We start from the raw sequence: 22,140 nt of genomic DNA, 5'->3' as shown, positions 1-22,140 counted from the left end.
CTTCTCCTCATGCAGGGGAGTAGCGGTGCGGCGCGCGGGGCGGAGGCGAAAATTCGAGTCTAAGACTCTTCGCTGTCAAAAAGCTGACGCAGAACTGTCATGACCCCATATTCGGTATTGGGTGGGGCGATGTGATCGGTGATTTCCTTCAACTTTGGGTGTGCATTTTCCATTGCGATCGCGGTGCCGGCCTCGCGGAGGAGCTCGTAGTCATTGAGGAAATCGCCAAAAGCTGCGGTACGAGGCATAGGAACCGAGAGGAGCTCGGCCATGGTTTGTAGTGCTACGCCCTTATTGACGCCAGCGGCCATGACATCGAGCCATACGGCGCCAGAAATGGCGATATTGTGTTCCGGTACGGCCGCAAGAAGGGGCTGGTGTAGGTGCTTTTCGCTGCCGTCGGCGCAGTAAGCGGCGATTTTGATGATGTCCGTATCCAGTAGTGCATCGAGGTCATCTACCCATTCCACTGACCTGTAGTACTTGGCAATCTCAGCACGGGCCTGTTTATTGGCGCCTTTGTGGACATAGGCGGTATCCGGCGTGCACAGCACTACGGTATGCGGGGTCTCGACAGACTGGAGTGCGGCCATGGCGGCGCGCACAGCTGCGCTGGGCAAGGTAGTGGCGCTAATGACGCGATTATCGTGGACGACCACGGATCCGTTTTCGGCGATGAAGGTGTCCTCGTGCGGAAACATCTCTTGCAGGGTGGCGAGCTGGCGGCCCGAGGCGGGTACAAGGGTGACGCCGAGCTGGTGGGCACGGGTGCTGATCGCGGCGAAATCTGGTGGAAGCTGGCCGTTGCCGTCCAGTAGGGTGCCGTCCATATCCAGGGCGATGAGCTGTGGGAGCAAAATTCCGAACCTATCTGTGAATTGGCTTATGGTGGATAGGTGCATGCGTTCTGTGTCACACTAGGGGCTATGACTACTGCTGCACCTATCGTTTCCTCAATCCGTAACCATACCGGAGTCATTGAACTCAACCGCCCCAAGGCTCTCAATTCCCTCACCCCGGAAATGATCCACCTCATTGCGGAGTCGCTGGCGCAGTGGCGCGCCAACGATGAGGTGGAACAGGTGCTGTTTACCTCGACTAGCCCCAAGGCATATTGCGCCGGCGGCGATGTTCGCTATGCCCGCGATGCGGTCAAGGAAGGCAAAGTGGATGAGGTGGATGCCTTCTTCGCCACCGAATACACGTTGAACGGTGATATCGCGGAGTATCCCAAGCCCATCGTGGCGCTCATCGATGGCATCGCTATGGGAGGAGGTCTGGGCATTTCCGCCCATGGGTCCCACCGCGTGGTTACGGAGAAAACCTTTGCCTCCATGCCAGAGATGAATATTGGCTATGTCACCGACGTGGGCATGGCCTATGCCGCCCAGCGTGCGGTGGGAACGCGCGGGAAGGCCTCGGCCGAGTTGGCGAAGTTCTGGGGGATTACCGGCTACCGCATGTATGCCGCAGACCTTGTGTGGAGCGGGCTGGCCACCCACTATGTGGCGGACGGCGAGGCCTTTGCAAGTGCGGTTATTGAGCAGGGACTAGCCACGGCGCTAGCCCAGCACGCCACCGCACCTAGCGGCGAGGCTGCCTTGGCCGAGCTTATCGACGCCATCGAGGACGCCTTTTCCCACAACACCTGGCAAGACATTTCTGCGGCCCTGGAAAAGTACCCAGAACTGAAGCAACAGGTAGAAAAGCTGACCGCGCAGGCGTGCCCGACCTCCATCGTGGCGGCCATGGAGCTATTCCACGCCGAGCAGGAGTGCAGCAGCATCCGCGAGGCCCTAGATATGGAGACCAACCTGGGCGCTTATATGTACCGGCGTGGAGACTTTGCCGAGGGCGTGCGAGCGGTCTTGGTGGATAAAACCAACGATGCGGCATTTGAGCCTGCCGCGCTTGCCGACGTCGACGTGGACGCCCTCCGCAGCGCCCTACACCTCCACCCCGCGAAATGATCCATAGGCGGCGCGGGCGCGATCGGCGTTGATCCATGTGGGAGGGGGCACCGCCAACGTCGCTTTGGTGGCGGCTGGGGTCGGCTCAGGGAGGTGGAGCTGTGGGGCATCGAGGAGGACGAGGCCCACGCGGGCGTCGGCAAGCGTAGTGCCCGCCAGTGTCCAGATCCCCAAAATGGGCAAAGCTAGCTGCGGCAGCTGGTGCTCGCGCGCCAGCGGAAGCGGAAGGTGAGGGCGCACCAGTTCGGGCACGGCCTCGTCGATGCCAAAGCGCGCTAGGTTTCTTGCCAACCGCGCCGCCGCGGTGTCTTTAAACACCGGATCTGCCCAGGCCCACGTGAACTCCTCGTCCGAAATGGTCGCGATAAGCACCGCGTTAGCCGTAATCTGCCCGCCGTTATAGGACACCGTGGCGGTGGCCTTATCCACATCGAGTTCTACCGTGGCATCTGGGAAGTTGCCCTGGAAAAACATCTGGTTTTCGGTGCTTAAGTAAAAGGCGTCCTCCAAGACGCGCGCGGCCGCCAAGCCCGGGGTGATGCTGGAAATCTTGTGTACCTCGGGGCTTGGCTGTTCAAAACGCACCGTGGTGCCATCAGAAAAATGCAGGTAAGGCTCTTCCGCGGTGGAATCCATGTCTAGGTAGCGGGCGAGTGCGAGGGCCGGCCCCTTCTCATCCGCTTCTGCGCTGCTGTGCTGGAGACCGCGCAGCAAGGTCTGGCGAAAGTCCAGGTAGGGGTGGAAATCTACCGCAACAATGGCTACGTGCTCGCCCTGCTGGGCGCGCAGCACCGGCATATTGCCCACGATAAGGGAGGCAAAAGCAACCATTCGGTCAATGTCTGCGGTGGCCGAGCCTGTCTGTGGCAGGTCAGCAAAGTGCTCAGTCGCAGCGGTAGTCCAGTGCCAGGTGCCTGCGGCGATGACGGCCAGGCGCACGCCACGAAAATCCGCTACGTGCTGCGCGGAGCTTACCCGTACCTCCACGAGCTGGTCGGTGGCATAGCTTCCTTCGCTATCGCCAGCCGAGGGGCCGAGGAAATTGAATTCCACGTCGGTCGCCTTCCCGATGCGTTCACGAAAGGCAGCGTTGATTCCGGCACGGATAAAGCGGGCATCAGCCGCGGCGCGTTCAATGGAGTGGTAAGCATTCATGGTTGCTCACGATGATACGGGTGCCGGCAGGCGTACTCATAGGCGGCTACCAAAGCCTTGGTTGATTCCCGCCAGGAGTAGCGCTCCGCTTCTTCGCGCGCGGCGCGCCCCATGCGTTGGCGCGCCTGCGGATCCTCCAACAATGAGCACAGGGCGTTCGCCCACTGCTCATCCGTGGCTTCCTCATCTACCAGCAGCCCGGTCTTTCCATGCTCGATAACAAAGGGGATCCCGCCGGCATTGGTGCCGACCACCGGCACCCCGGAAGCAAAGGACTCTAAAGCAACCAAACCCAGCGTTTCCGTGGCGGAGGGGAAGGCGAATACATCGCCGACCGCGAAGGCTGCCTGCAGCTCTGCTCCAGAAAGATAGCCGGTAAACACAGTGGTGGCGGAATCGAATTGGGCACGCAACTCCTCTAGCGCGGGACCGGCGCCGATGAGGGCGAGGCGCGCGGCCGGCACGCGCGTGCGCACCTGGCGCATGACCTCGTTGAGCCGCGCCACATCCTTTTCGTGCGAAATTCGGCCGATATACGTAACCAACGGGGCCTCTGGGCGCCCGCCGGTCAACCGCGAGCGCATCTGGACGTCATAGTTGTCAGGGCGATAGGACTGCGTATCAACGGCCTTAGGCCACAGCCGCACGGTATGGATGCCTATGTTGCGTGCCTTATCCACCATGGGGCCGGAGGTGCAGAGATTGATAGCAGCCCGATTATGGAGAAACGTAATGGCCTTCTGCGTAATCGGACGCAGCCAACCAATGCCAAGGGCCTCGGTGTATTCCGGCACATTGGTGTGGAAGCTAGCAACCAGCGGTACGGCATCGCGCTCGGCGGCAAAAACTCCGAGTGCCGCGGTCCAAATGGGATTGACGGCATGAATGACATCCGGATCAAAGTCGCGGATGGCGCGGAAGAACCGGAGGCTGGGTAATCCAAAGTGAATTTCCGGATAGACCCACAGTGAGCGGCTGGGGATGCGGGTAACCGGGAAACCCGCATAAGTTTCTGGCGGAGTGCCGGTGGCAAAGATATGTACCTCATGCCCGAGCTCCGCGAGCTGGTCCAGCGTATTGGTCAGGCGGGTGACCACCCCATCAATTTTGGGCAAGAAAACTTCGGTAACAATGGCAATGCGCATAGTAGGCAAATCACTGCCTATTTCTGCTGCGTGGCGACTGGAACGCCTGCTGCCTGTTGTGCGGTCCACACAGACTGAGCCGGAATCTTGCTGCGGTCAACGCGGTCCGCGTACTTCTTGGCAACCTCTTCGACCTCGTGGAGTAGGCCCTCAGACAGCGTGGTGGGATTAAGGCCGAGCCCCAGAAAGGTGTCATTGGATACGTGCAACTCGTTCTCAGCCGACTCTTTGCGCGGATTGGGAACATAGGCTACTTCGGCGCCAGAGATATCAGCGATAAGCTCCGCCAAGTCGCGCACCCGGTGAGTTTGGGTCATTTGGTTGAGGATCTTGACGCGGTCACCGCGCGATGGTGGATTTTCCAGGGCGAGCTCGACGCAGCGCACCATGTCTTGAATGTGGATGAAGGCGCGGGTTTGGCCACCGGTTCCATGTACCGTCAGCGGATAGTCGATGCCGGCTTGCACGAGGAAGCGATTCAGAACCGTTCCGTAGTCGCCGTCATAATCAAAGCGATTGATCAGGCGATCATCCCTCTGGGTCTGGGCGGTGTGGGTGCCCCAGACAATGCCCTGATGCAAGTCGGTGATGCGCAGCTCATCATTTTTGGCGTAGTAGGCAAAAAGATGCTGATCCAAGACCTTCGTCATGTGGTAAATCGAACCCGGATTGGAAGGGTAGAGGATAGACTTTTCCACCTCACCCTGTTCCGGTACGGATACCTTGATATCCAGGTAGCCCTCAGGGATCTGCATTCCGGCGGTGCCGTAACCGTAGACTCCCATGGTTCCCAGGTGAACGACGTGAATATCGAGGCCGGTTTCTACAACCGCGGCTAAAAGGTTATGGGTGGCATTGATGTTGTTATCTACCGTGTAGCGCTTGGTGGTGGGATTTTTCATGGAGTAGGGCGCGGCGCGCTGCTCCGCAAAATGCACGACGGCATCCGGAGCGAAGGAATGGAGGAACTCCACGAGCCCGGCGTAATCCTGGGCGATGTCGATGTCGGCGAAGGAAATATCTTTCCTACTGACTTCCTTCCACGCTGCCAGGCGTTCCTCAATGGAAGCGATAGGTGTGAGGGATTCGGCGCCTAGTTCCGCATCGATGGCGCGCCGGGAGAGGTTATCAACGATGGCGACCTCGTGGCCTTGATCCGAAAGGAATAGGCAAGCGGGCCATCCACAAAAGCCATCGCCACCAAGAATCGCTATCTTCACTGTGTCATTCTCCAGAGCTAGTAGTCGTGCTGAGGCTAAGGGAAAATTTTACCCTGCATAGCCCGTATATTTGGGCCATGCAGGGTTAACAGTGAATGAACCTATGGTGTAGCGCGCTAGCGACTAGTCCAAGGTACGTAGGACGGAAAAAGTGTCCTTTGCCAGCTTCTTCTTATCTGCCAAGCTGACGTTTTCACCCGCAGATTGGCGGCGATCCAGCTCCTGTCGGAATGCAACGCTGCCGCCGGCGCACGCGTTGAGGACGACGCTTAGCTCATAGTCTGAGTAGTCAGTACCGCGCTGCTGGAACGCGGAAATGATGGTGTCAGATACGCGCTCGAAACGCCGCCTTTCTTCGGGGGTGTGGCTGAGGTTATCCAGGGCCTCACCAATGCGGTAGAGCGTATGGAGGGACCGCAGTTCCTTTTCTTCGTCTTCCAAGGATTCGAGCAGCGCTGCCTCTAAGACGGCGGTAACGCTCTTGCCAGGGCACACGGAGGGGATATCCGCAGCGAAAGATTCCAGTACGTCAGCCGTGAAGTACAGCAGGGCATCGGCCACCGAGGAGAAGTAATTGTGAAAGGTGCGCGGAGAGACCCCGACGGCCGCGGTGATGCCGGAGACCGTGGCGGCTTCGGTACCGCCGTCGAGGACGAGGCGCGCTGCCGCATCGGCCATGGCCTGACGCGTAGCTCGCTTCTTTTCTTCGCGCGGACTAGTCACGGTGTGCTTCGCCTACCTTCTCTCGTTGGGTGCGCAGGAGTTCCTCGTGGTCAGAGTGCAAGGCCTCGCCTTCAATATCCATGTTTGGCGTGATCTTATCCAACCAGCGCGGGAACCACCATGCCTTCTTATCCAGCACAAACATGGTAGCGGGGATGATCATCATGCGGACCACGAAGGCGTCGATAAACACGCCTGCAGCCAGGGCAAAGCCCATGGTCTTAATGAACGGCTCGTCCATCAAGATGAAGGCGGCGAAGACGGAAACCATAATGAGGGCCGCGGCCGTGACCACGCGGGCGCCGTGCTTGAAGCCATTCGAGGTGGCGTTGCCGGCCGTCTTGCCATTGACAAATCCCTCGCGCATGCGGGTAACCAAGAAGACTTGGTAGTCCATGGCTAGGCCGAAGGTAAGGCCAATGAGCATGATGGGCAGGAAGGAAAGCAGCGGCTGTGGGTCGTCGACGATGCCGAACATGCCTTCTTGCCAAATGGCCACGGTGATGCCGAAGGTTGCGGCCATCGACAAAGCGAAGCCGGCTGCGGCGATGAGCGGTACCCAGATGGAGCGGAAGACCAGCATCAAGACGATGAAGGCCAGGCCCAGCACGATGGCTACGTATGGGATGAGCACGTTATTGAGGCGCTCAGAAATGTCATCGAAGATCGGGGTGATACCGGTAATGCCGTAGGAACCGCCGGTCTTTTCAAACTCACCCTGGTAATCGCGCAGGTGGTTAAGGGTTTCGGTGGTTTCCTCATCGGTTGCACCGGTGGTAGGCGTGATCATGATCTGGGCAGCATCACCGTTGTCAGTGGTCTGCACGATCTGGGCGTTTTCTACGCCGTCGTTGTCATTGAATTCTTGCAGCAGTTCCTGAAAGGCCGGCATGCGGTCCTGCTCAGGGACGTCGGCCACATCAACGAACGCGATCATCGGCGCATTGCGGCCAGGGCCAAAGGCGTCTGCCGTGATCTCATAGGCCTCGCGCTGCGGGGTGCCGGGCTTTGCGGTGCCATCGGTGGGCATGGCCAGGCGCAGCTGGGCAAATGGTACGGCCAGGATGCCCAGCACAACGACGCCCGCGATAAGGTGCAGCCACGGGTGGGCACGCACGCGGCGAACCCAGCGCAGGCCCATGGTGGGCTTTTCGTCCTCTGGGTCTGGAACCTTGGGGCCAGGCACGCGGCCAGCGAAAATCTTGGTGCCCAAGAGACCCAGCAGGGCAGGGATGAAGGTATTGGCAACCAATACGGCGATGATGACCGTAGCCGCAGCAGCGATGGCCATGGTGCCCAGGAACGGGATGCCGATAATGGTCAGCGCGGCCAAGGCGATGACCACGGTGGTGCCGGCGAAGACAACGGAACCGCCCGCGGTGCCCAGCGCCATGCCCATGGCGTGGGCACGGGTGGCCTTATCCATCTTCTTGAGCTCTTGGGCCAGTTCCTTTGGCGAAAGATCGTTGAGGCCAGAGGAGGTGATGAGCTCGTTGCGGAAGCGGTTGACAATAAACAGCGCGTAATCGATGCCGACGGCCAGGCCAATCATGGAGGCCAACGTCGGGGTCATATCGGAGATGGTATCCGTAAAGACCGTGGATACCTGCACGCCGAGGATGCCGATGCCCACGCCGATGATGGCGGAAATTAGCGGCATGCCAGCGGCCACGAAGGAACCGAAGGTAATCAGCAGCACGATCGCTGCGACGATGAGGCCGATAATCTCGGCGCTGCCACCCATCTCTTGGCCAGCGGAGCTAAAAGCATTGCCCTGGTACTTCACGGTGAGGTCGCCCTCGTCATACTTATTGAGTACTTCCGTGACCTTGGTCATGTCCTCTTCTGGGATATCCATGACGGTTTCCGCATCAAAGGTGATGGTGACGGTGCCGGTGGACTTATCCTCGCTCAGAGGGGAGAGCTGCTGCAGGTTCTTCTGAATCTGCTCGTCTGGCATGTGCTGGGCCTTCATCTTTTCGCCCATTTGCTTTTCCATGCAGGCTGCAGCCATCACCGGGCTGACCAGTTTGTCCTGGTCCTTGAGTGCGCCAGTGTCCTTGAGTTCGCCAAGGAGGTCATCTACCTCGCCGGCTACCTGCTTATCGGCGAGGGTCTTTCCCTCCGGTGCTTGGATGACCACGGTGCCTTCGGGTGCACTCATGGCATCGGTATCTTGGCCGAAGCGCTCCATCATCTTGTCTTGGGTGGTGGTGGAGTCCATCTCCGGCATGGAGAAATTAGGGTTCGGGGCCTTGGCAAAGCCGGCGGTAAGTGCCGCCATGGCCACCAAGACGATGAGCCAAAAGGCTAGGAAGGGCCACACCTTGCGGTAGGACCAGCTACCTAGCCGGTAGAGGAATTTAGACATAAAAATGTGCTTTCTTGTGCAGTATGCGTGCAATGCTCTGCGCGCAGGTGACAGTGACTATGGAATCCGCGGGGAGAAATTTGCACCCCGTGCGAAACATTGCATAGTGTACGCAAAATTGCGGAATGTGTGCAAAGACCTGTGCGGTGGACCATAGGATGCCGCTCGTGAGATATAGGTTTTGTGTCCTCGGGCGTATCGGCGATGGCGGCATGGGGCGGTAGACTAACCGGCATGCTCCACGCCGTTAGTTTCGCCCTCTTGGATTCCGTCAATGCCTTACTCATTGGAATCCTCGTGGCCATTGGCATCATCTTGCCCCGCGGCAAGTATCGGCGCATTGCCTCCTTAGTGGTGATAGGGGACTGGATGGGAGTCCTCGCCGCGGCGGCCGTGGTGATGTTTGTGCTGCTGGGAGTAAAAGACCAGATTGAGGCCATTTTGAGCTCACCTATTGCCGGCTGGGTACTTGTCGCAGTCGGCATCGCGGTGGGGTTCGGCTCGTGGCGCTCTCAAGGCCAGCCCAATGCCTTGGTAAATCGGCTGCTCAAGCCGTTGCGTACTCCATCGCTGCTTACCGCGATCATCGGTTTCATTATGGGCGTGGTGCAATCGCTGACCTCGGTGCCGTTTTATTACGGGCTCATGCACCTGGCTACCGAAGATATCGCTCCGGCCGCTCAGTACGGGGGCTTGGTGTGGTACGCCAGCCTGGCTTTGTCCCTGCCCACCATCTGTGGCCTTTTTATTGCGGTGGTGCGCGCCCATCCCGAATCGGCCGCCGGCCGTCTTTTTGCCGCGGCGCGCGCCAATAGCACCCAGGTGGCGCTCTTCGGCGGCTACCTCGTGGCGGTCTTCCTCATCCTTATGGGCGTGCTTTCCCTTTAATCAAAGGTGACCTCATCCAGGCTCAATGCCACATCGGATTGGCTGCGCGCGCAGTCCACGTAGCGGGCAGCATGCGCAATGAAGGCCTGTGACTCTTCCGGGCTGAGCTCGCGACGTACCTTCGCTGGCACGCCGGCGGCAAGGCTGCGCGGTGGAATGGCGGTTCCTTCCAGTACCACGGCGCCTGCCGCGATGAGCGATCCGGTGCCAATAGTGCAGCGCGAGAGCAGCGAAGAGGACATACCCACCAGGGAACCGGCCTCCACATGCGCGGCATGAACCATCGCCATGTGTCCCACCGTGACATCATCTTCTAGTACACATGGCGTGTCCTCTTCTACGTGGAAGACGCAATTGTCCTGAATATTGCACCTAGAGCCAATGCGAATTGCGCCCACGTCGCCGCGCAGCACACTGCCATAAAACACGGAGGAGTCCGGGCCGATTTCTACATCACCAATGATGGTGGCGTTGGGCGCAATCCACGCACTGCGGTGGATGCGCGGCTTCTTCCCAGCACAAGGCAAAAGCAGCATGTCAGTCCTTTCTAGGAAACTATTCCACCACCACGGCTAGGGCGGGGGAAAGCTCGTAGTCGCCGGGGTAGGGGAGGTTGTCTACGAGGGCGTCGGCAAGCGCGGGCGCAAGCGGAATGACCCAGCCGCGCCGGGGATCTTTGATGGGAAGGGCTTCCTTGTTTGTGGCGGCAAAATGAACCGTGGCAGCGGGAGAGACCAAGGTAGCGGATTCACGGGCGCGGGCTAACTCGCAGACCACTTCCGCGCCGGGCTGATTAGTGACCACAATGATAAGCGAGCCAGCGGTGTGGATTTCCAGTTTTTCTACCCGTGCGGTGGGGGCGGTGAAATCGGGGTGAGCTAAGCGCGGGGGCTGCGCGCCGGTAAGTCGGGCGAGGGCGTCTTTTAATCCCATAAGCCCTTAGTCTAACCTGACTTAGGTCATGGGCAGGTGAGTAACGTCACTCTTGACACTGTTACCTGGTGGTTTTGTTTGTGGGGTGGGATTTTTCCGCACTAAGTGGGTAGTTCCGGGGTGTTCAGTAGTCTGATTTTGGTGAGTCCCTATATTCGCACCGTCAAGACCGACTCAGGAGCGATAGCGGTGCACGTGGTGTTCTCTGAACGCAAAAGTGCGAAAAGAATGAAGCATATCGGCTCAGCGCATTCAGAGTCTGAGCTTGCGCTTTTGCGGGCTGAGGCTCAACGCATCGTCGATGGTGACCAACCCGCTACCGGTAGCCGGTCAGCGGGCTGGATACTTGCTGGACTGTATTGATGCGTGTTTCAACGAGTTAGGCCTTGCTGCAGCAAGCGGCGATGATCCGGTGCTTCGTGTTCTGGTGCGTGCCCGGATCATCCATCCCAGCTTAAAGCTGGATTTCATCGAGACTCTTGCTGAGGTTGGCATCACCAGCGCAAGCTACCGCACCATCCAGAGGCGTCTTTCCTCCTTCGCCACCGAATCGTTCGGGGAGATACAAACCCAAACGTTGGCCCATCATGCAGGTATTGGGCCAGGCGCATTTAACTTGTACGACGTGACCATCTTGTACTTTGAAGCCGATACTCCTGATGAGCTTCGCAACTCCCTATTTTCCAAAGAACGCCGTGTGGAGCCACAAAACCTTGTCGGGCTGCTTACTGATGCCACCGGGTTTCCACTGCATGTGGGCGCGTTTGCTGGCAACTCGGTATAAACCCACACGATGCTACCGATGATCACACGGTTCTAAGATGCCTACCAGCTCGACGAGGTTACCGTCGTTGCTGATGCGGGCATGGTTTCAGCGGCGAACAAGCAAGCACTCATCGATGCAGGTCTGCACTACATTTTGTCGGTGAAACCTCCACCGTGCCTGAGGTGATTGAAACCTGGCGGTGGGAAAACCCCGGTGAAGACTACGCCCACGGCCAGATCTGGACACAAGCCTCGGCTGGGACAACGGCGCCCATGATTGGCGGCCAGCCTCCGTTGGCGCGGCGAGCCTGGCTGAGGCCGTAACGGATCTCGTGGCTGCCGGTGCTAGCCTGCTGGGTGGGTGCTGCCGCGTGGGGTCCACTGAGATACGCCAGCTGCGCGCTTCCATCCTTCCCGCAACAAGCGGTTCCTCTGGACAATAGCGAAGGAATACCAGGACAACCCCAATGCACGGGGGATACAATATTGCTATGAAAAAGTCTTCTTTCCTCGCAGCATGCGCTGCGCTCCTCGTCGCATCTCTGTCCGTACCCGCCGCCAACGCCGAGTTGACCCAGACTGAGCGGAACCAATTCCGTACCGACCCCGTTGGCGCGATTGCCTGGCAGGCCATCAAGGGCTCTTCCGAGTATGTGCGTGCCGATGGTGACACCATGATGGCCGCGTCCTTCTTCTCCATGACTTCGCCGGGCGACGACATCGGCCTGCCGGCCTTGCAGAACTGCGCCGAGCGGGTCGGCTCCTCTGCTCCGGTGGGTGGCGTGCGCTACGTGGCGGCTGCCCTGTGCGCGACCTTTGACCCGACCACACGCGGCGAGGTGCAGCGCGCGAACCTCATGTACGCGCCGCTGGGTTAAACCGCGCTTTATCGAGCCGCACGGTGGTTGCGTCATGTTGCGTTGAATCGCGCTGCGTCAGGCAGTGCGCAGTGCGTACGATTTGGTGGGGTGCTGCAAGGAGGGATGATGCGCAAGCAGGTGGTGATCAAGGGAGTCTCGAGCTGCGGTAAGTCCACTGTCGGGGAGCTGCTGGCGCAGCGCACGGGCCTGCCTTTTCGGGATGGGGACGATATGCATCCGGCGGCGAACATCTAGAAAATGGCCTCGGGGCAGGCCCTTGACGACGCCGACCGCAAGCCCTGGCTCGAGTCCTTAGGCCGCTTTCTCACGGACTAGGACGCCGGTGCCATTGTGGGCTGCTCCGCACTCAAGCTCTCCCACCGCGACATCATCGATACGATCTTTGTGGGCCTGCACGGCTCTTATGAGCTGCTCAAGGAGCGCATGAGTCAGCGCTCTGGGCACTTCATGCCGGTCGTCCTTCTGGACTCGCAATTCGAGACACTCGAGGAACTGCAGCCGGGGAAGCGGGCATCCTGCTGGATGTCAGCGAGGCCCCAGAGGAACTTGCCGCCGAAGCGGCTGAATACTTACGGGGTTAGCTGGCGCTTCCCGACTTAGGGCATGTGTGGGTGAGTAACGTTTCTCTTGACATTGCTACCTGGTGGTATTTGGCGGTGGGGTGGGATTGTTCCGCACTAAAATGGCCTAAGTCAGGTGGAATCGGGGCGCGCCAGGCGCGGGGACTGCGCGCCGGTTAGCCGGGCAAGTGCATCTTTTAATCCCATGGGAGCCCAGTCTAGTGAGCGCTCACGGTGATGGTGCGGCAGCGCTCCAGGTCGAAATAGGCACGTTGGCCGGTGGCGGCAACGCGCTCGCGGGCCACGGACTCATCGTGGGTTACGGCCGTGGCGAGGAAGACGAGCGGACCATCCGGCTGGCGCCATGTGCCGAGATACCGCGCGCCGTGTTCCTTGGCTAAGGCCAAGGCTTTGCTCACCGCGGCCGGGGTAGGCTCCGTCACCCGCAGGAGCACCTTCCCGGTGGGGTTATAGGCGAACCCGGTGCGGGGCTGCTGGCCGGTTTCGATATCGAAGGTGCCTTCTTCGTCCGCGAGCAATTGTCGGAAAATGCGCTTCATTGGGCCCAGCGTAGTATGGGGCACCATGATTGACGCCAGTAACACCGCACTCGTTATTGAAGGCGGCGGCATGCGCAATTCCTATACTGCCGCCTGTATGGTCAAACTCATCGAAGAAGGCGTGGACTTTGGCTGGGTAGGCGGCGTCTCTGCCGGGGCATCGCACACCGTTAATTACTTGTCGCGCGATGCCCGCCGCGCCGAAGAGTCTTTTACGGACTTTGCTAAAAACCCTAGCTTCGGTGGCGTGGGTTCGCTGGTGCGTGGCACCGGGTATTTCAATGCCGAGTACATCTATGAGCGCGCAGCAGACAGGGATTTGCCCTTTGATTGGCAGTCCTACTGCGAGCATCCGGCCGATATGGTGCTTGCTGCAGCGCGCGCCGATACCGGCGAGTCTGTTTACTGGACTCGCCAGGACATCCACACCCCGGAAGATCTCTTCGTGCGCGTGCGCGCTTCCTCCACGCTGCCGCTGATTATGCCGATGCGATTTATCGACGGCGCGCCGTACGTGGACGGTGCTTTGGGCTCTTCCGGTGGCATTACCATTGCGCAAGCAGAAGAGGCCGGATACGAGAAGTTTCTGTTTATTGGTACTAAGCCGCGCGGGTATGTGCGCCCGGAGGTTGCGCGCCCAGCCTTCGTCCGCCGCATCTTCCGCAGGTACCCCGCTATTGCCGACGCCCTTATAGCCCGCCCCGCCCTCTATAACGCAGCCAAAGATCGGCTTTTGGAGTTGGAGCGCCAAGGGAAGGCGCATTTATTTTTCCCGGAAGATATGCAGGTGGCCTCCACCGAACGCAACGTACACAAGCTGCGGGCGAACTATCAGGCAGGGAAAGCCCAGACCTACACGGAGTGGCCACGGTGGAAGGAATTCCTCCTCGATTAGTTCACTATGGGCGTTAGCTGTGAGATGTGCCGCTGCTGGGGGTGGGTGGCCCCTGGTGAAAAGGGTCTAAGCAGTAGCGATGCCATTGGTGGTCGTTAAAGAATGTGCCTTTCACGTGGAACTTTGGGGGAAAATGCCTAAAATATTCCAGCGTGTTAGCAATTTTTGATGGAAATATATGGCTGAGCATTTTCTTCATAGTGCTGCTCGGCACGCTTTTTGGCATGATCCCCTTCGGTCCGCTGCGCTTTGGCGCGGCAGGCACGCTGTTTGTGGGCTTGGCCTTCGGCTCGTTTATTGACCTAGATAAAGACATCTTAAGCTCCCTGCAAGAGCTGGGCTTGGGACTCTTTATTTATATGCAAGGCCTGTCCGCCGGTGAGCGCTTCTTCAAGGGCTTTTCCAAGCAGATGAAGCACATGCTCACGGCGACCATTGCGATTGTGGTGGCCGCGGGCGCAGCCATCCTCTTTGGTGGCATGCTGGGGCTGGATACCTTGGCTTCCGTTGGTGTATTTGCCGGCGCCACGACCTCGACGCCGTCGCTGGCAGTTGCCCAGCAACAAACCGGTGAAGAGCTACCCGCCGTGGGCTACTCGCTGGGCTATCCCGTGGGTGTGGCGGTGGCCATTTTGGTCGTGGCATTCCTGCTCAAGCAGAATTGGCCCGCCAAGCACGATAAGGACAATTCTGCCTCCAAGATCTTCCGCTCCCGCACCATTCGCGTTACCAAAGACGTGAACTACGATGATTTGGAAGAACAGTTCAAGGATCACTTTGTGATCGCTACCATTCGCCGCGGTAATAAGGTCCGGGTTGCCGGCGATCGCCCCGAATTGCACAAGGGCGATATCCTGCGCGTGATGGTCACCAAGGCCAAGGCCCGTGAACTGACCCAAATGCTGGGCAAGCGCCAGCCGCAAACTCCGTTCGTGGATAAGCGCCTGGTCATCGAAACCGTGGCTATTTCTAACCAAGATATTGCCGGCCGCACCGTTGAGGAGCTCAACCTGTTCTCCCGCTATGGCGGTCGTATCGTGCGCGTGCAGCGCGGCGATGAGGAATTCTTGGCCAATAATGAAACTCATCTGGCTTCCGGCGATATCCTCGAGCTCATCGTGAAGTTTGACCGCTTGGGCGATATCCAGGATTACTTCGGCGACTCCATTAAGTCCTACTCCGAGCTGAACTGGGTGGCCTTGGGTGGTGGCCTCTTCTTGGGTTATCTGCTGGGCCAGGTCGTGGTACCGATGCCAGGTGGTGCTTCTTTCGAGCTGGGCTTCGCGCTCGGCCCGCTGATTACCGGTCTTATCCTCGGTGCGCTGCACCGCACCCGCCGCATTCCATGGCAGGTTCCGGCTTCCATTAATACCGCCTTCCAGCAGTGGGGCCTCGTCATCTTCTTGGCGTCTGTGGGCCTCTCATCCAGCGAGGCATTCTTGTTCACCGCCTTCTCCTGGATGGGTCTGAAGTGCATGATCCTCGCCGCCATTGTCACCGTGGTGGTTTCGGTCTTATTCGCTGTAGCGAATCGCTTCATGGGTCAGTCCGAAACCCGTACCTCTGGCGGACTTTCTGGCATCTTTGCTCAGCCGGCCGTGGTCAACTACGCCACGGGGCTGAGCTCCGACTCGCGCATCATGACCGGTTATGCGGCCACCATTGTGGTGGCGCAGGTGGTCAAGATTGCCGTTGTCCCTGTGATGTTGATGGTTTAACACGCAACGGAAAAGGCCGCTTCCCAGAACGGGAAGCGGCCTTTTTCTCTGCTATGTGGACCTGTGTGGTTTCTAATCCGCCACGAGGGTTTCCATGGTGAGCTCTGGGTGTTCCTTCTCAATGAAGGCGAGCTTCCACTTATCGCCAAAGAGCGCGATGAGCTCGCCATCTTGGCGGGTAAAGATTTCCACGCCACGCTGACGGCCGAGCTCTGGGGCGGATTCGGCATCGGTGCGGCGAGCCACGGAATAGGGGATAGGCTCGGTGACGGTTTCCACGTTGTATTCGAACTCCATGCGGGCCTGCATGACCTCGAACTGCATGGGGCCCACCGCCGCCATGACAGGGGAGGCATCGCCACGCGCCTCGTTCTTGAGGATCTGGACCACGCCTTCGGCCGCCAGTTGCTCCAGTCCCTTGCGGAAGGCCTTGTACTTGCCTAGCGACTTCGCGCGCAGAATGCGGAAGGCCTCCGGCGCGAACTGCGGCATGGGCTTGAATTGCACCTTCTTGCCGGAATAGATGGTGTCACCAGGGGCAAGCGAGCCTGCGTTGACCAAACCCACGATATCGCCCGGATAGGCGGTATCCACGGTATCGCGCGTGCGGCCAAAGACGGTGAGGGCGTACTTGGTGGAAAAGCTGCGGCCGGATTGGGCGTGGTTGACCTGCATGCCGCGTTCGAATTCACCGGAGACCACGCGCATAAAGGCCAAATTATCGCGGTGCTTTTGGTCCATGCCTGCTTGGACCTTGAAGACGACGCCAGAGAAGTCATCGCTGACCTCGCGGACCTCATCAATGGCGCTGGTGGCAGCCTCAACTGCCTTCGGATCGGAGTCCCGCGAGTGCGGAGCCGGGGCGATGGCGCATAGGGTGTCCAAAATCTGGTGCACGCCAAAGTTCAGCATCGCAGAGGCAAAGATGAGTGGGGAGGTTACACACTGCTCAAATAGCTCCTGGTCATGCAGGGCACCATCGGCGGCAAGTAACTCGGCTTCCTCGACAGCGGTCTCCCACACGTCTTCTTCCTTCTCACCAGCGGCATCCGGATCGAAGTGTTCCTCCGGGGCGATAGTGGAACCACCAGCGGTGCGGATGAAGTGGATATACTCATCGGCCTCGCCATCATCGTTGATATGCGCCAGGCCGCGGAAGTCACCGGCAATGCCGACCGGCCAGTACAGCGGGGTGGGCTGCAACTGGATTTCGTTGACGATTTCGTCGACAAGCTCCAAAGGCTCGCGGCCCACGCGGTCCCACTTATTGATCACGGTAACGATAGGCAGGCCGCGGGCCTTGCACACGCGGAAGAGCTTAAGAGTCTGGGGCTCGAGGCCCTTGGCGGCGTCGATAAGCATGACTGCCGCATCCACCGCGGTGAGCACGCGGTAGGTATCCTCCGAGAAGTCCGCGTGGCCCGGGGTATCAACCAGGTTAATCATGTAGGGCTCGCCTTCGTGGCCCTCCGGCGCATACTCGAACTGCAGCGCCGAGGACGCCACGGAAATGCCACGGTCCTTTTCCATATCCATCCAGTCAGACACGGTGGACTTGCGGTTGCCCTTGCCGTGGACCGCGCCGGCCTCATTAATAACGTGTGCGTGCAGCGCCAGCGCCTCCGTCAGCGTGGACTTACCAGCATCCGGGTGGGCGATAACGGCAAACGTGCGGCGGCGCGAGGCCTCAGAAACGACAGAACTCATGCGGCATAGTCTAGTGGTTTCGCGCTACCACTCCACATTGAGGCGGCGCCCCAAATCATCAAAGACGCGGCGAGCCACCGACAGCTTCTTCGCAATGGGGCGCTGGAGGCCAGGTTTGCGCTTGTCGTTGTAGTATTCGCCGGATTCAAAGTGGATTCCCTCGGTGCCGGTCAAAAAGTAGGCGAGGTTATCGCCGCCGTCCGCAGGAGTGCCAAAGGTCTTGCCAATCAGCCCGGAATACATCTTGGACATCATGCCGGTAGAGGACTTGGAAAAGTCAGTGGCAAGCACGCCAGGGTGGAAGGACACCGCGGAAAGCCCGTGGGCGTCGAGATAACGGGTGAACAGGATATCGCCCAGCTTGGCGTTGCCGTAGGCACGCTCGGGGCTGAAGTGCTCCAGCGTATTGGGATCGTTCAGGTTAAAGTTGGACATGAGGAAATTAGCTAGCGAAGCCGTCTGCACCACGTTCGCGTTATCCGCGCGCAGCTTGTCCCGTAGCAGCGAGGTCAACAGGAAAGGCGCCACCACGTTGACCTGCCAGGTGCGCTCAAACCCATCGGCGGTGGTAGACGGGCCGTCAAAAATGCCGCCGGCGTTATTGCCCAAGGCGTGGATGTGCTCTAAGCCTTCCAAATCCTGTGCCAAGCGGCGTACCTGGCCCAGGGATTCGAAGTCCGCTAGGAAGTACTGGCCTTCGACTTCCTCGGCCACTGCGCGGGTTTTTTCCGGATTGCGGCCGATGATTACCAGGTTGTCTTGTGGCCGGGTGCGGTGCAACTGACGAGCTGCCGCGGCCCCCAACCCGCCGGATGCGCCGGTAATCACAATGGTCTTGGCAGTGCTATGTGGCGAAGTCATAACACCAATGCTAACCGCCCACCGAGGGGTAGTGCCGGCCAGCAGTTTCCCTGCGCCGAAAGCAGATCTATACTTCCGCTCGTGAAACACTTGCTTTCCGTACGGCAGTGGGGCCCGGCGCGATTGACCGCGGCTGGCTTCCTTGTGCTGATTCTGGTGGGAACGGTTTTGCTTATGCTGCCGTTCGCCGAGGCCGGCACCGCCCGCGCTTCCTTCCTGTCCGCCCTGTTTACCGCTACGTCTGCGGTCTCGCTTACCGGGCTTATCGTGGTGGATACCGGCAGCTTTTGGAGCCCGGCCGGGCAGGTCATCATCTTGGCGCTGATCCAACTAGGCGGCCTGGGCATCATGTCGCTCGCTTCGCTATCCGGCCTGCTATTTACTGGCCGGATTAGCTTCAAGGCGCGCAAAACCGGTGCCTATGAGGGGCGACCCATTGCCCCCGGTGGAATCCGCAAGACGCTGATTTTTACCTTCGTCTTTACCGCGGTGGCTGAGACCATCATCGCTGTCATTGTGGCCGCACGCTTGATGATTGGCTATGGGCACTCCTTTCCGCGAGCGGTGTGGGAAGGCATATTCCATGCGGTATCTGCATTTAACAATGCCGGCTTCAGTACCAATAGCGATAACCTGGTGGCCTTTGTTTCTGATGCCTGGATTTTGCTGCCGTTGGCCGCCGCCTTAATCGGTGGCGGTTTAGGTTTTCCGGTGTGGGCGGAGCTGGTGCGGTTGGTACGCCGCGATCGCCTTGTGGTCCACCGCATTTCCATTACCGCCCGCATGACCCTAGCGGCCACGACCGTGCTTTTGCTCGCTGGTGGCGTCTTCTTCGCGTGCATGGAGTGGACCGGGCTTTTGTCCTCGATGTCGCTGGGGGATAAGTTGCTCAACTCTTTCTTTGCCAGCGCTTCTCCGCGCACGGCGGGCTTTAACGCCATTGATTATGGGCAGGCACACCCCATTACGCTGATGGGCACCGATATTTTGATGTTCATCGGCGGTGGCTCGGCCGGTACGGCCGGCGGTATTAAAGTCACCACCGCCTGCGTGCTCTTGGCTGCCATGGCCGCGGAGTTTTCGGGCCGGGAAACCACCACCATTGGCCACCGCAGCCTTCCGCGATCGGTGACCCGCCAGGCACTGGCGTTGAGCTTTGCCGGCGTCATGGTGGTCACACTGGGCGTGGCGGCGCTGCGCTTTTTTGATCCGGAGTTTAGCGGTGATCAAGTCTCCTTCGAAGTTCTTTCTGCTTTCGCTACGGTGGGCTTGTCCACCGGAATTACCGCAAGCCTATCTGCGCCCTCGCAGATAGTGCTGTGCCTCATTATGTACCTGGGCCGCGTTGGCCCAACCACCTTGGTAGCAGCGCTGGCGGCGAAATCCGTCAGCCGGCGCTATAGCTTCCCCGAAGAAAGGCCGTTCCTTGGCTAATATTCTCAAGGCGCTGGGACGCACCCGCGCCGGCATCGATATTCCACCCGTCGTCGTTATTGGATTAGGCCGATTTGGCTCCTCGCTTGCTCATGAGCTGATGGCCAATGGGGTTGAGGTCCTCGGCATCGACTCCAGCGAAAAGCGCGTGCGTGAAGAAGCGCCCTACCTCACCGAGACCATTGCAGCCGATACCACCGACCCAGAGGCCTTGCGCCAGCTGGGCGTGGAGGAGGTCGAGCGCGTCATCGTCGCCATCGGCTCCCACTTGGAAGATTCCATCCTCACCGCGTCCAATCTGGTGGAGTTGGGGGTCAAAGACATCTGGGCCAAGGCTGATTCGGAGGCGCACGCGCGCATTCTCAGCCAGATTGGCACCCACCATGTCATCCGGCCAGAGCGTGATACCGGCCGCCGCGTGGCCTACCTTCTGGGCGGGCGTTTCCGTGATTTTGCGGAGATTGCCACCGATTATGGCGTGACCCAGATGGCCGTTCCTAGCTCATTGGTGGGCCGGCCGCTCGACCTTTCTGCCATCTGGCGCACGCACCGCGTGCAATTGGTCTCTGTGCGCCGCGCGGAAGGGGAGTGGGCCCCGCTTGCCGACGCCACCGAGCTCACCCCCACCGATTTCATCGTCGCCGCCGGCAGCCCCAAGGCACTAGAAAAATTTTCCCAGTGCTAGCGCGAGTGGATCTGGTTCTGGGCCTTGCCTAGCCCGTCCGTCACGATGAGGCGGGCGGCCTCGGCCGCGGTGGCGATGGCGTCATCAAAGCCAGCGCCCGCATCCACGGGGCCCAATACGTAATCCGGAATGGACGAACCCTTGGGCGGCCGGGCAATGCCAATGCGCACGCGCAGATAGTCGCGGGTGCCCAAGCGCTCGGTGAGCGACTTGAGGCCGTTGTGCCCGTTTTCATTTCCGCCCTGCTTGATCCGGATCTTATTGGCCGGAAGGTCCAGCTCATCGTGGAGAACAATGACGTGATCTGGGGCGATGCCTAGCTTCTGTGCCAGCGGCGCTACTGGATCGCCAGAAAGATTCATAAACGTGCCCGAACGCACGGCAAGTACTTTCTGTCCCGCCCAGCTAAGTGGCGCGACCTGCACATCCATCCCACGAACCGGCTCCAGCACGTCACCGCCTGCGGCTAACAGATCATCGATGGCCATATAGCCCACATTGTGGCGGGTAGCGGCATACTTCGCGCCGGGATTGCCCAAGCCCACAATAAGCCACTCCGCCTCTAGCTCGTCCGGATTGAGGCCTGGTGTGGGTTTATTCTTCGAGCCAAAGAACCGCGCGAAAAAATCTCCTAAAGGTGCCACTGCACTAGCTTCCTCTCTCAGTAAGGTGGGGTGCTATGAGTCAGGTTATAAGCTCCCTTTCCCGTAGCGTAATCCCCGCGCCCATGGCCGGCGGTCTCACCACCCCGGAACTAGTGCGCGCCGCCCATGCCGCCGGTTCCTTTGGCACTCTAGGCTTGGGCTCTGCCAGCCTAGACGCTGCCCGCACACAGATTGACCAGTGTGCCGGTATTCCGTTTGGAGCAAACTTCTTTTGCCCACAACAGCCGCTTTCCGGGGCGCAACGCGCCGCCGCACGCGAGCTGGCGCAAGCAGAAAACCAGCCATTACCTGATCCCGATTACTCCTTTGGCTTTGCAGAGAAGCTGGACCTAGCGTTGCGCGGCGGCGCCCGCGTGGTGTGGTCTATGTTTGGCACCTTCACACCTGAACAGATAGAGCGAATCCACGCTGCGGGCGCAGAGGCCTGGACCACCGTCACCACTTCTGCTGAGGCAACCGCGGCCGCACGTCGGGGCGTCGACGTGCTCTGCGTCCAAGGCCCAGCCGCCGGCGGCCATCGCGGAACCTGGGACTTAGCCGCGACTCCCGATTCTCGGGACTTGGAGGAATTGGTGTCCGACGTGCATACCGCAGCCCCTGAACTTCCTCTAATCGCCGCTGGCGGCCTGCGCACTGCAGACGATATAGCCACCGCTATGTCCTGGGACGGCGTCGGCGCATGTTCCTGCGGTTCCGCATTTTTGCTCACTGAAGAGGCGGGAACGAGTGACTACAACCGGCAGCTACTGCGCCGTGGTGGGCAAACCGTGTCTACCCGTGCTTTCTCGGGCCGCTTTGCTCGTGGACTAGAAACTCAGTACACCCGCAGTCACCCCAACCTTCCCCCGGTTTATCCGCTCTTGAACCCTGTGCTTAAGGAACGCCGTGCGCAGCACGATGATGCCGTAGCTTACTGCCTCGTAGGTACCGACGTGGCAAAAATTAACGGGGGTACTGTGGCCAACATCCTGAACGATCTATGCCAAAACCCACACTAGTAAGCG

General features: G+C 59.6%; 22 protein-coding genes and 1 pseudogene. 11 read left to right on the top strand and 12 right to left on the bottom strand.

Annotated elements, in window-relative coordinates; translation table 11 throughout:
* Nucleotides 1–59: 59 nt before the first annotated feature.
* Nucleotides 60–902, bottom strand: a complete 843-nt coding sequence (locus tag QKD99_RS04965) for an HAD family hydrolase (RefSeq protein WP_347950875.1) — start codon at nucleotides 900–902, stop codon at nucleotides 60–62.
* 24 nt (nucleotides 903–926) lie between these two features.
* Here QKD99_RS04965 and QKD99_RS04960 point away from each other — a divergent pair, with 24 nt between their 5' ends.
* On the top strand, nucleotides 927–1,970 hold the full coding sequence (locus tag QKD99_RS04960) for a 3-hydroxyisobutyryl-CoA hydrolase (protein WP_239277794.1): 1,044 nt from the start codon (nucleotides 927–929) through the stop codon (nucleotides 1,968–1,970).
* On the opposite strand, the gene QKD99_RS04955 is transcribed toward QKD99_RS04960, so the two are convergent.
* The 5 genes from QKD99_RS04955 to QKD99_RS04935 all read right to left on the bottom strand — a co-directional run bounded on the left by QKD99_RS04955 (nucleotide 1,947) and on the right by QKD99_RS04935 (nucleotide 8,584).
* The gene (locus QKD99_RS04955) at nucleotides 1,947–3,125 is read right to left on the bottom strand and encodes a DUF6882 domain-containing protein (protein WP_347950874.1); all 1,179 of its coding nucleotides are present in this window, start codon (nucleotides 3,123–3,125) and stop codon (nucleotides 1,947–1,949) included. The two genes, QKD99_RS04960 and QKD99_RS04955, sit on opposite strands and share 24 nt — an antisense overlap.
* Nucleotides 3,122–4,270, bottom strand: a complete 1,149-nt coding sequence (locus QKD99_RS04950; RefSeq protein ID WP_347950873.1) for a glycosyltransferase family 1 protein — start codon at nucleotides 4,268–4,270, stop codon at nucleotides 3,122–3,124. Before QKD99_RS04950 ends, QKD99_RS04955 begins: the two co-directional genes overlap by 4 nt.
* Before the next feature lie 17 nt (nucleotides 4,271–4,287).
* On the bottom strand, nucleotides 4,288–5,490 hold the full coding sequence (locus QKD99_RS04945) for an NAD-dependent epimerase/dehydratase family protein (RefSeq protein WP_347950872.1): 1,203 nt from the start codon (nucleotides 5,488–5,490) through the stop codon (nucleotides 4,288–4,290).
* A 123-nt stretch (nucleotides 5,491–5,613) separates the two neighbouring features.
* On the bottom strand, nucleotides 5,614–6,213 hold the full coding sequence (locus QKD99_RS04940) for a TetR/AcrR family transcriptional regulator (RefSeq protein ID WP_347950871.1): 600 nt from the start codon (nucleotides 6,211–6,213) through the stop codon (nucleotides 5,614–5,616).
* The gene (locus tag QKD99_RS04935) at nucleotides 6,206–8,584 is read right to left on the bottom strand and encodes an MMPL family transporter (RefSeq protein ID WP_347950870.1); all 2,379 of its coding nucleotides are present in this window, start codon (nucleotides 8,582–8,584) and stop codon (nucleotides 6,206–6,208) included. Before QKD99_RS04935 ends, QKD99_RS04940 begins: the two co-directional genes overlap by 8 nt.
* Nucleotides 8,585–8,818: 234 nt before the next feature.
* Between QKD99_RS04935 and QKD99_RS04930 the strand changes: the two genes are divergently transcribed.
* A complete protein-coding gene (locus QKD99_RS04930) occupies nucleotides 8,819–9,472 on the top strand; it encodes a hypothetical protein (RefSeq protein ID WP_347950869.1) in 654 nt (217 codons plus the stop codon).
* Here QKD99_RS04930 and QKD99_RS04925 read toward each other — a convergent pair.
* Both QKD99_RS04925 and QKD99_RS04920 read right to left on the bottom strand, forming a co-directional pair.
* Entirely contained in the window at nucleotides 9,469–10,008 is a 540-nt protein-coding gene (locus QKD99_RS04925; protein ID WP_347950868.1) for a gamma carbonic anhydrase family protein, read from the bottom strand. The genes QKD99_RS04930 and QKD99_RS04925 overlap by 4 nt on opposite strands.
* 19 nt (nucleotides 10,009–10,027) lie before the next feature.
* Nucleotides 10,028–10,405, bottom strand: coding sequence for a hypothetical protein (locus tag QKD99_RS04920; RefSeq protein ID WP_347950867.1), 378 nt, complete (start codon nucleotides 10,403–10,405; stop codon nucleotides 10,028–10,030).
* Between the two features lie 301 nt (nucleotides 10,406–10,706).
* Here QKD99_RS04920 and QKD99_RS04915 point away from each other — a divergent pair, with 301 nt between their 5' ends.
* The 4 genes and pseudogenes from QKD99_RS04915 (at nucleotide 10,707) to QKD99_RS04900 (ending at nucleotide 12,632) form a co-directional block, all read left to right on the top strand.
* Complete coding sequence (locus QKD99_RS04915) at nucleotides 10,707–11,189, top strand: hypothetical protein (RefSeq protein ID WP_347950866.1); 483 nt, start codon at nucleotides 10,707–10,709, stop codon at nucleotides 11,187–11,189.
* A gap of 220 nt (nucleotides 11,190–11,409) precedes the next feature.
* Nucleotides 11,410–11,613, top strand: coding sequence for a homocysteine S-methyltransferase family protein (locus QKD99_RS04910; protein ID WP_347950901.1), 204 nt, complete (start codon nucleotides 11,410–11,412; stop codon nucleotides 11,611–11,613).
* A gap of 48 nt (nucleotides 11,614–11,661) precedes the next feature.
* On the top strand, nucleotides 11,662–12,048 hold the full coding sequence (locus QKD99_RS04905) for a hypothetical protein (RefSeq protein ID WP_347950865.1): 387 nt from the start codon (nucleotides 11,662–11,664) through the stop codon (nucleotides 12,046–12,048).
* A 108-nt stretch (nucleotides 12,049–12,156) separates the two neighbouring features.
* Nucleotides 12,157–12,632, top strand: a pseudogene (locus tag QKD99_RS04900) (gluconokinase).
* 197 nt (nucleotides 12,633–12,829) lie between these two features.
* Here QKD99_RS04900 and QKD99_RS04895 read toward each other — a convergent pair.
* The gene (locus QKD99_RS04895) at nucleotides 12,830–13,171 is read right to left on the bottom strand and encodes a hypothetical protein (RefSeq protein WP_225747272.1); all 342 of its coding nucleotides are present in this window, start codon (nucleotides 13,169–13,171) and stop codon (nucleotides 12,830–12,832) included.
* A 25-nt stretch (nucleotides 13,172–13,196) separates the two neighbouring features.
* On the opposite strand from QKD99_RS04895, the gene QKD99_RS04890 reads away from it, so the two are divergent.
* Both QKD99_RS04890 and QKD99_RS04885 read left to right on the top strand, forming a co-directional pair.
* Entirely contained in the window at nucleotides 13,197–14,066 is an 870-nt protein-coding gene (locus tag QKD99_RS04890; protein WP_239277802.1) for a patatin family protein, read from the top strand.
* 152 nt (nucleotides 14,067–14,218) lie between these two features.
* The gene (locus QKD99_RS04885) at nucleotides 14,219–15,784 is read left to right on the top strand and encodes a TrkA C-terminal domain-containing protein (protein WP_347950864.1); all 1,566 of its coding nucleotides are present in this window, start codon (nucleotides 14,219–14,221) and stop codon (nucleotides 15,782–15,784) included.
* 72 nt (nucleotides 15,785–15,856) lie between these two features.
* Here the strand turns inward: QKD99_RS04885 and QKD99_RS04880 are convergent, their stop codons facing one another.
* Nucleotides 15,857–17,491, bottom strand: a complete 1,635-nt coding sequence (locus tag QKD99_RS04880; protein WP_239227990.1) for a peptide chain release factor 3 — start codon at nucleotides 17,489–17,491, stop codon at nucleotides 15,857–15,859.
* A gap of 24 nt (nucleotides 17,492–17,515) precedes the next feature.
* Entirely contained in the window at nucleotides 17,516–18,352 is an 837-nt protein-coding gene (locus tag QKD99_RS04875; RefSeq protein ID WP_347950863.1) for an SDR family NAD(P)-dependent oxidoreductase, read from the bottom strand.
* Between the two features lie 81 nt (nucleotides 18,353–18,433).
* On the opposite strand from QKD99_RS04875, the gene QKD99_RS04870 reads away from it, so the two are divergent.
* Together QKD99_RS04870 and QKD99_RS04865 are read left to right on the top strand one after the other, a co-directional pair.
* Nucleotides 18,434–19,786, top strand: coding sequence for a potassium transporter TrkG (locus QKD99_RS04870; protein WP_347950862.1), 1,353 nt, complete (start codon nucleotides 18,434–18,436; stop codon nucleotides 19,784–19,786).
* Nucleotides 19,779–20,471: a TrkA family potassium uptake protein gene (locus QKD99_RS04865; protein WP_239277808.1), complete on the top strand. Its 693-nt coding sequence runs from the start codon at nucleotides 19,779–19,781 to the stop codon at nucleotides 20,469–20,471. The genes QKD99_RS04870 and QKD99_RS04865 overlap by 8 nt, the downstream gene beginning before the upstream one ends.
* Here QKD99_RS04865 and pth read toward each other — a convergent pair.
* The gene (gene pth, locus QKD99_RS04860) at nucleotides 20,468–21,115 is read right to left on the bottom strand and encodes an aminoacyl-tRNA hydrolase (RefSeq protein ID WP_347950861.1); all 648 of its coding nucleotides are present in this window, start codon (nucleotides 21,113–21,115) and stop codon (nucleotides 20,468–20,470) included. The genes QKD99_RS04865 and pth overlap by 4 nt on opposite strands.
* Before the next feature lie 35 nt (nucleotides 21,116–21,150).
* Between pth and QKD99_RS04855 the strand changes: the two genes are divergently transcribed.
* Nucleotides 21,151–22,134 (top strand): nitronate monooxygenase, encoded by a 984-nt coding sequence (locus QKD99_RS04855; protein WP_347950860.1) that lies wholly within the window; start codon nucleotides 21,151–21,153, stop codon nucleotides 22,132–22,134.
* Nucleotides 22,135–22,140 lie beyond the last annotated feature (6 nt).

The sequence above is a fragment of the Corynebacterium sp. c3Ub_189 genome, from assembly GCF_039907195.1.
In the GTDB taxonomy this organism is placed as follows: Bacteria; Actinomycetota; Actinomycetes; order Mycobacteriales; family Mycobacteriaceae; genus Corynebacterium.
This window is presented reverse-complemented; position numbering and strand designations above follow the sequence as displayed.

Coding starts and splice junctions, on each gene's coding strand:
- QKD99_RS04905 (WP_347950865.1), top strand. CDS start 11,662: ATGAAAAAGTCTTCTTTCCTCGCAGCATGCGCTGCGCTCCTCGTCGCA.
- QKD99_RS04890 (WP_239277802.1), top strand. CDS start 13,197: ATGATTGACGCCAGTAACACCGCACTCGTTATTGAAGGCGGCGGCATG.
- QKD99_RS04875 (WP_347950863.1), bottom strand. CDS start 18,352: ATGACTTCGCCACATAGCACTGCCAAGACCATTGTGATTACCGGCGCA.
- QKD99_RS04965 (WP_347950875.1), bottom strand. CDS start 902: ATGCACCTATCCACCATAAGCCAATTCACAGATAGGTTCGGAATTTTG.
- QKD99_RS04915 (WP_347950866.1), top strand. CDS start 10,707: ATGGTGACCAACCCGCTACCGGTAGCCGGTCAGCGGGCTGGATACTTG.
- QKD99_RS04895 (WP_225747272.1), bottom strand. CDS start 13,171: ATGAAGCGCATTTTCCGACAATTGCTCGCGGACGAAGAAGGCACCTTC.
- QKD99_RS04930 (WP_347950869.1), top strand. CDS start 8,819: ATGCTCCACGCCGTTAGTTTCGCCCTCTTGGATTCCGTCAATGCCTTA.
- QKD99_RS04960 (WP_239277794.1), top strand. CDS start 927: ATGACTACTGCTGCACCTATCGTTTCCTCAATCCGTAACCATACCGGA.
- QKD99_RS04855 (WP_347950860.1), top strand. CDS start 21,151: ATGAGTCAGGTTATAAGCTCCCTTTCCCGTAGCGTAATCCCCGCGCCC.
- QKD99_RS04880 (WP_239227990.1), bottom strand. CDS start 17,491: ATGAGTTCTGTCGTTTCTGAGGCCTCGCGCCGCCGCACGTTTGCCGTT.
- QKD99_RS04925 (WP_347950868.1), bottom strand. CDS start 10,008: ATGCTGCTTTTGCCTTGTGCTGGGAAGAAGCCGCGCATCCACCGCAGT.
- QKD99_RS04955 (WP_347950874.1), bottom strand. CDS start 3,125: ATGAATGCTTACCACTCCATTGAACGCGCCGCGGCTGATGCCCGCTTT.
- QKD99_RS04935 (WP_347950870.1), bottom strand. CDS start 8,584: ATGTCTAAATTCCTCTACCGGCTAGGTAGCTGGTCCTACCGCAAGGTG.
- QKD99_RS04920 (WP_347950867.1), bottom strand. CDS start 10,405: ATGGGATTAAAAGACGCCCTCGCCCGACTTACCGGCGCGCAGCCCCCG.
- QKD99_RS04950 (WP_347950873.1), bottom strand. CDS start 4,270: ATGCGCATTGCCATTGTTACCGAAGTTTTCTTGCCCAAAATTGATGGG.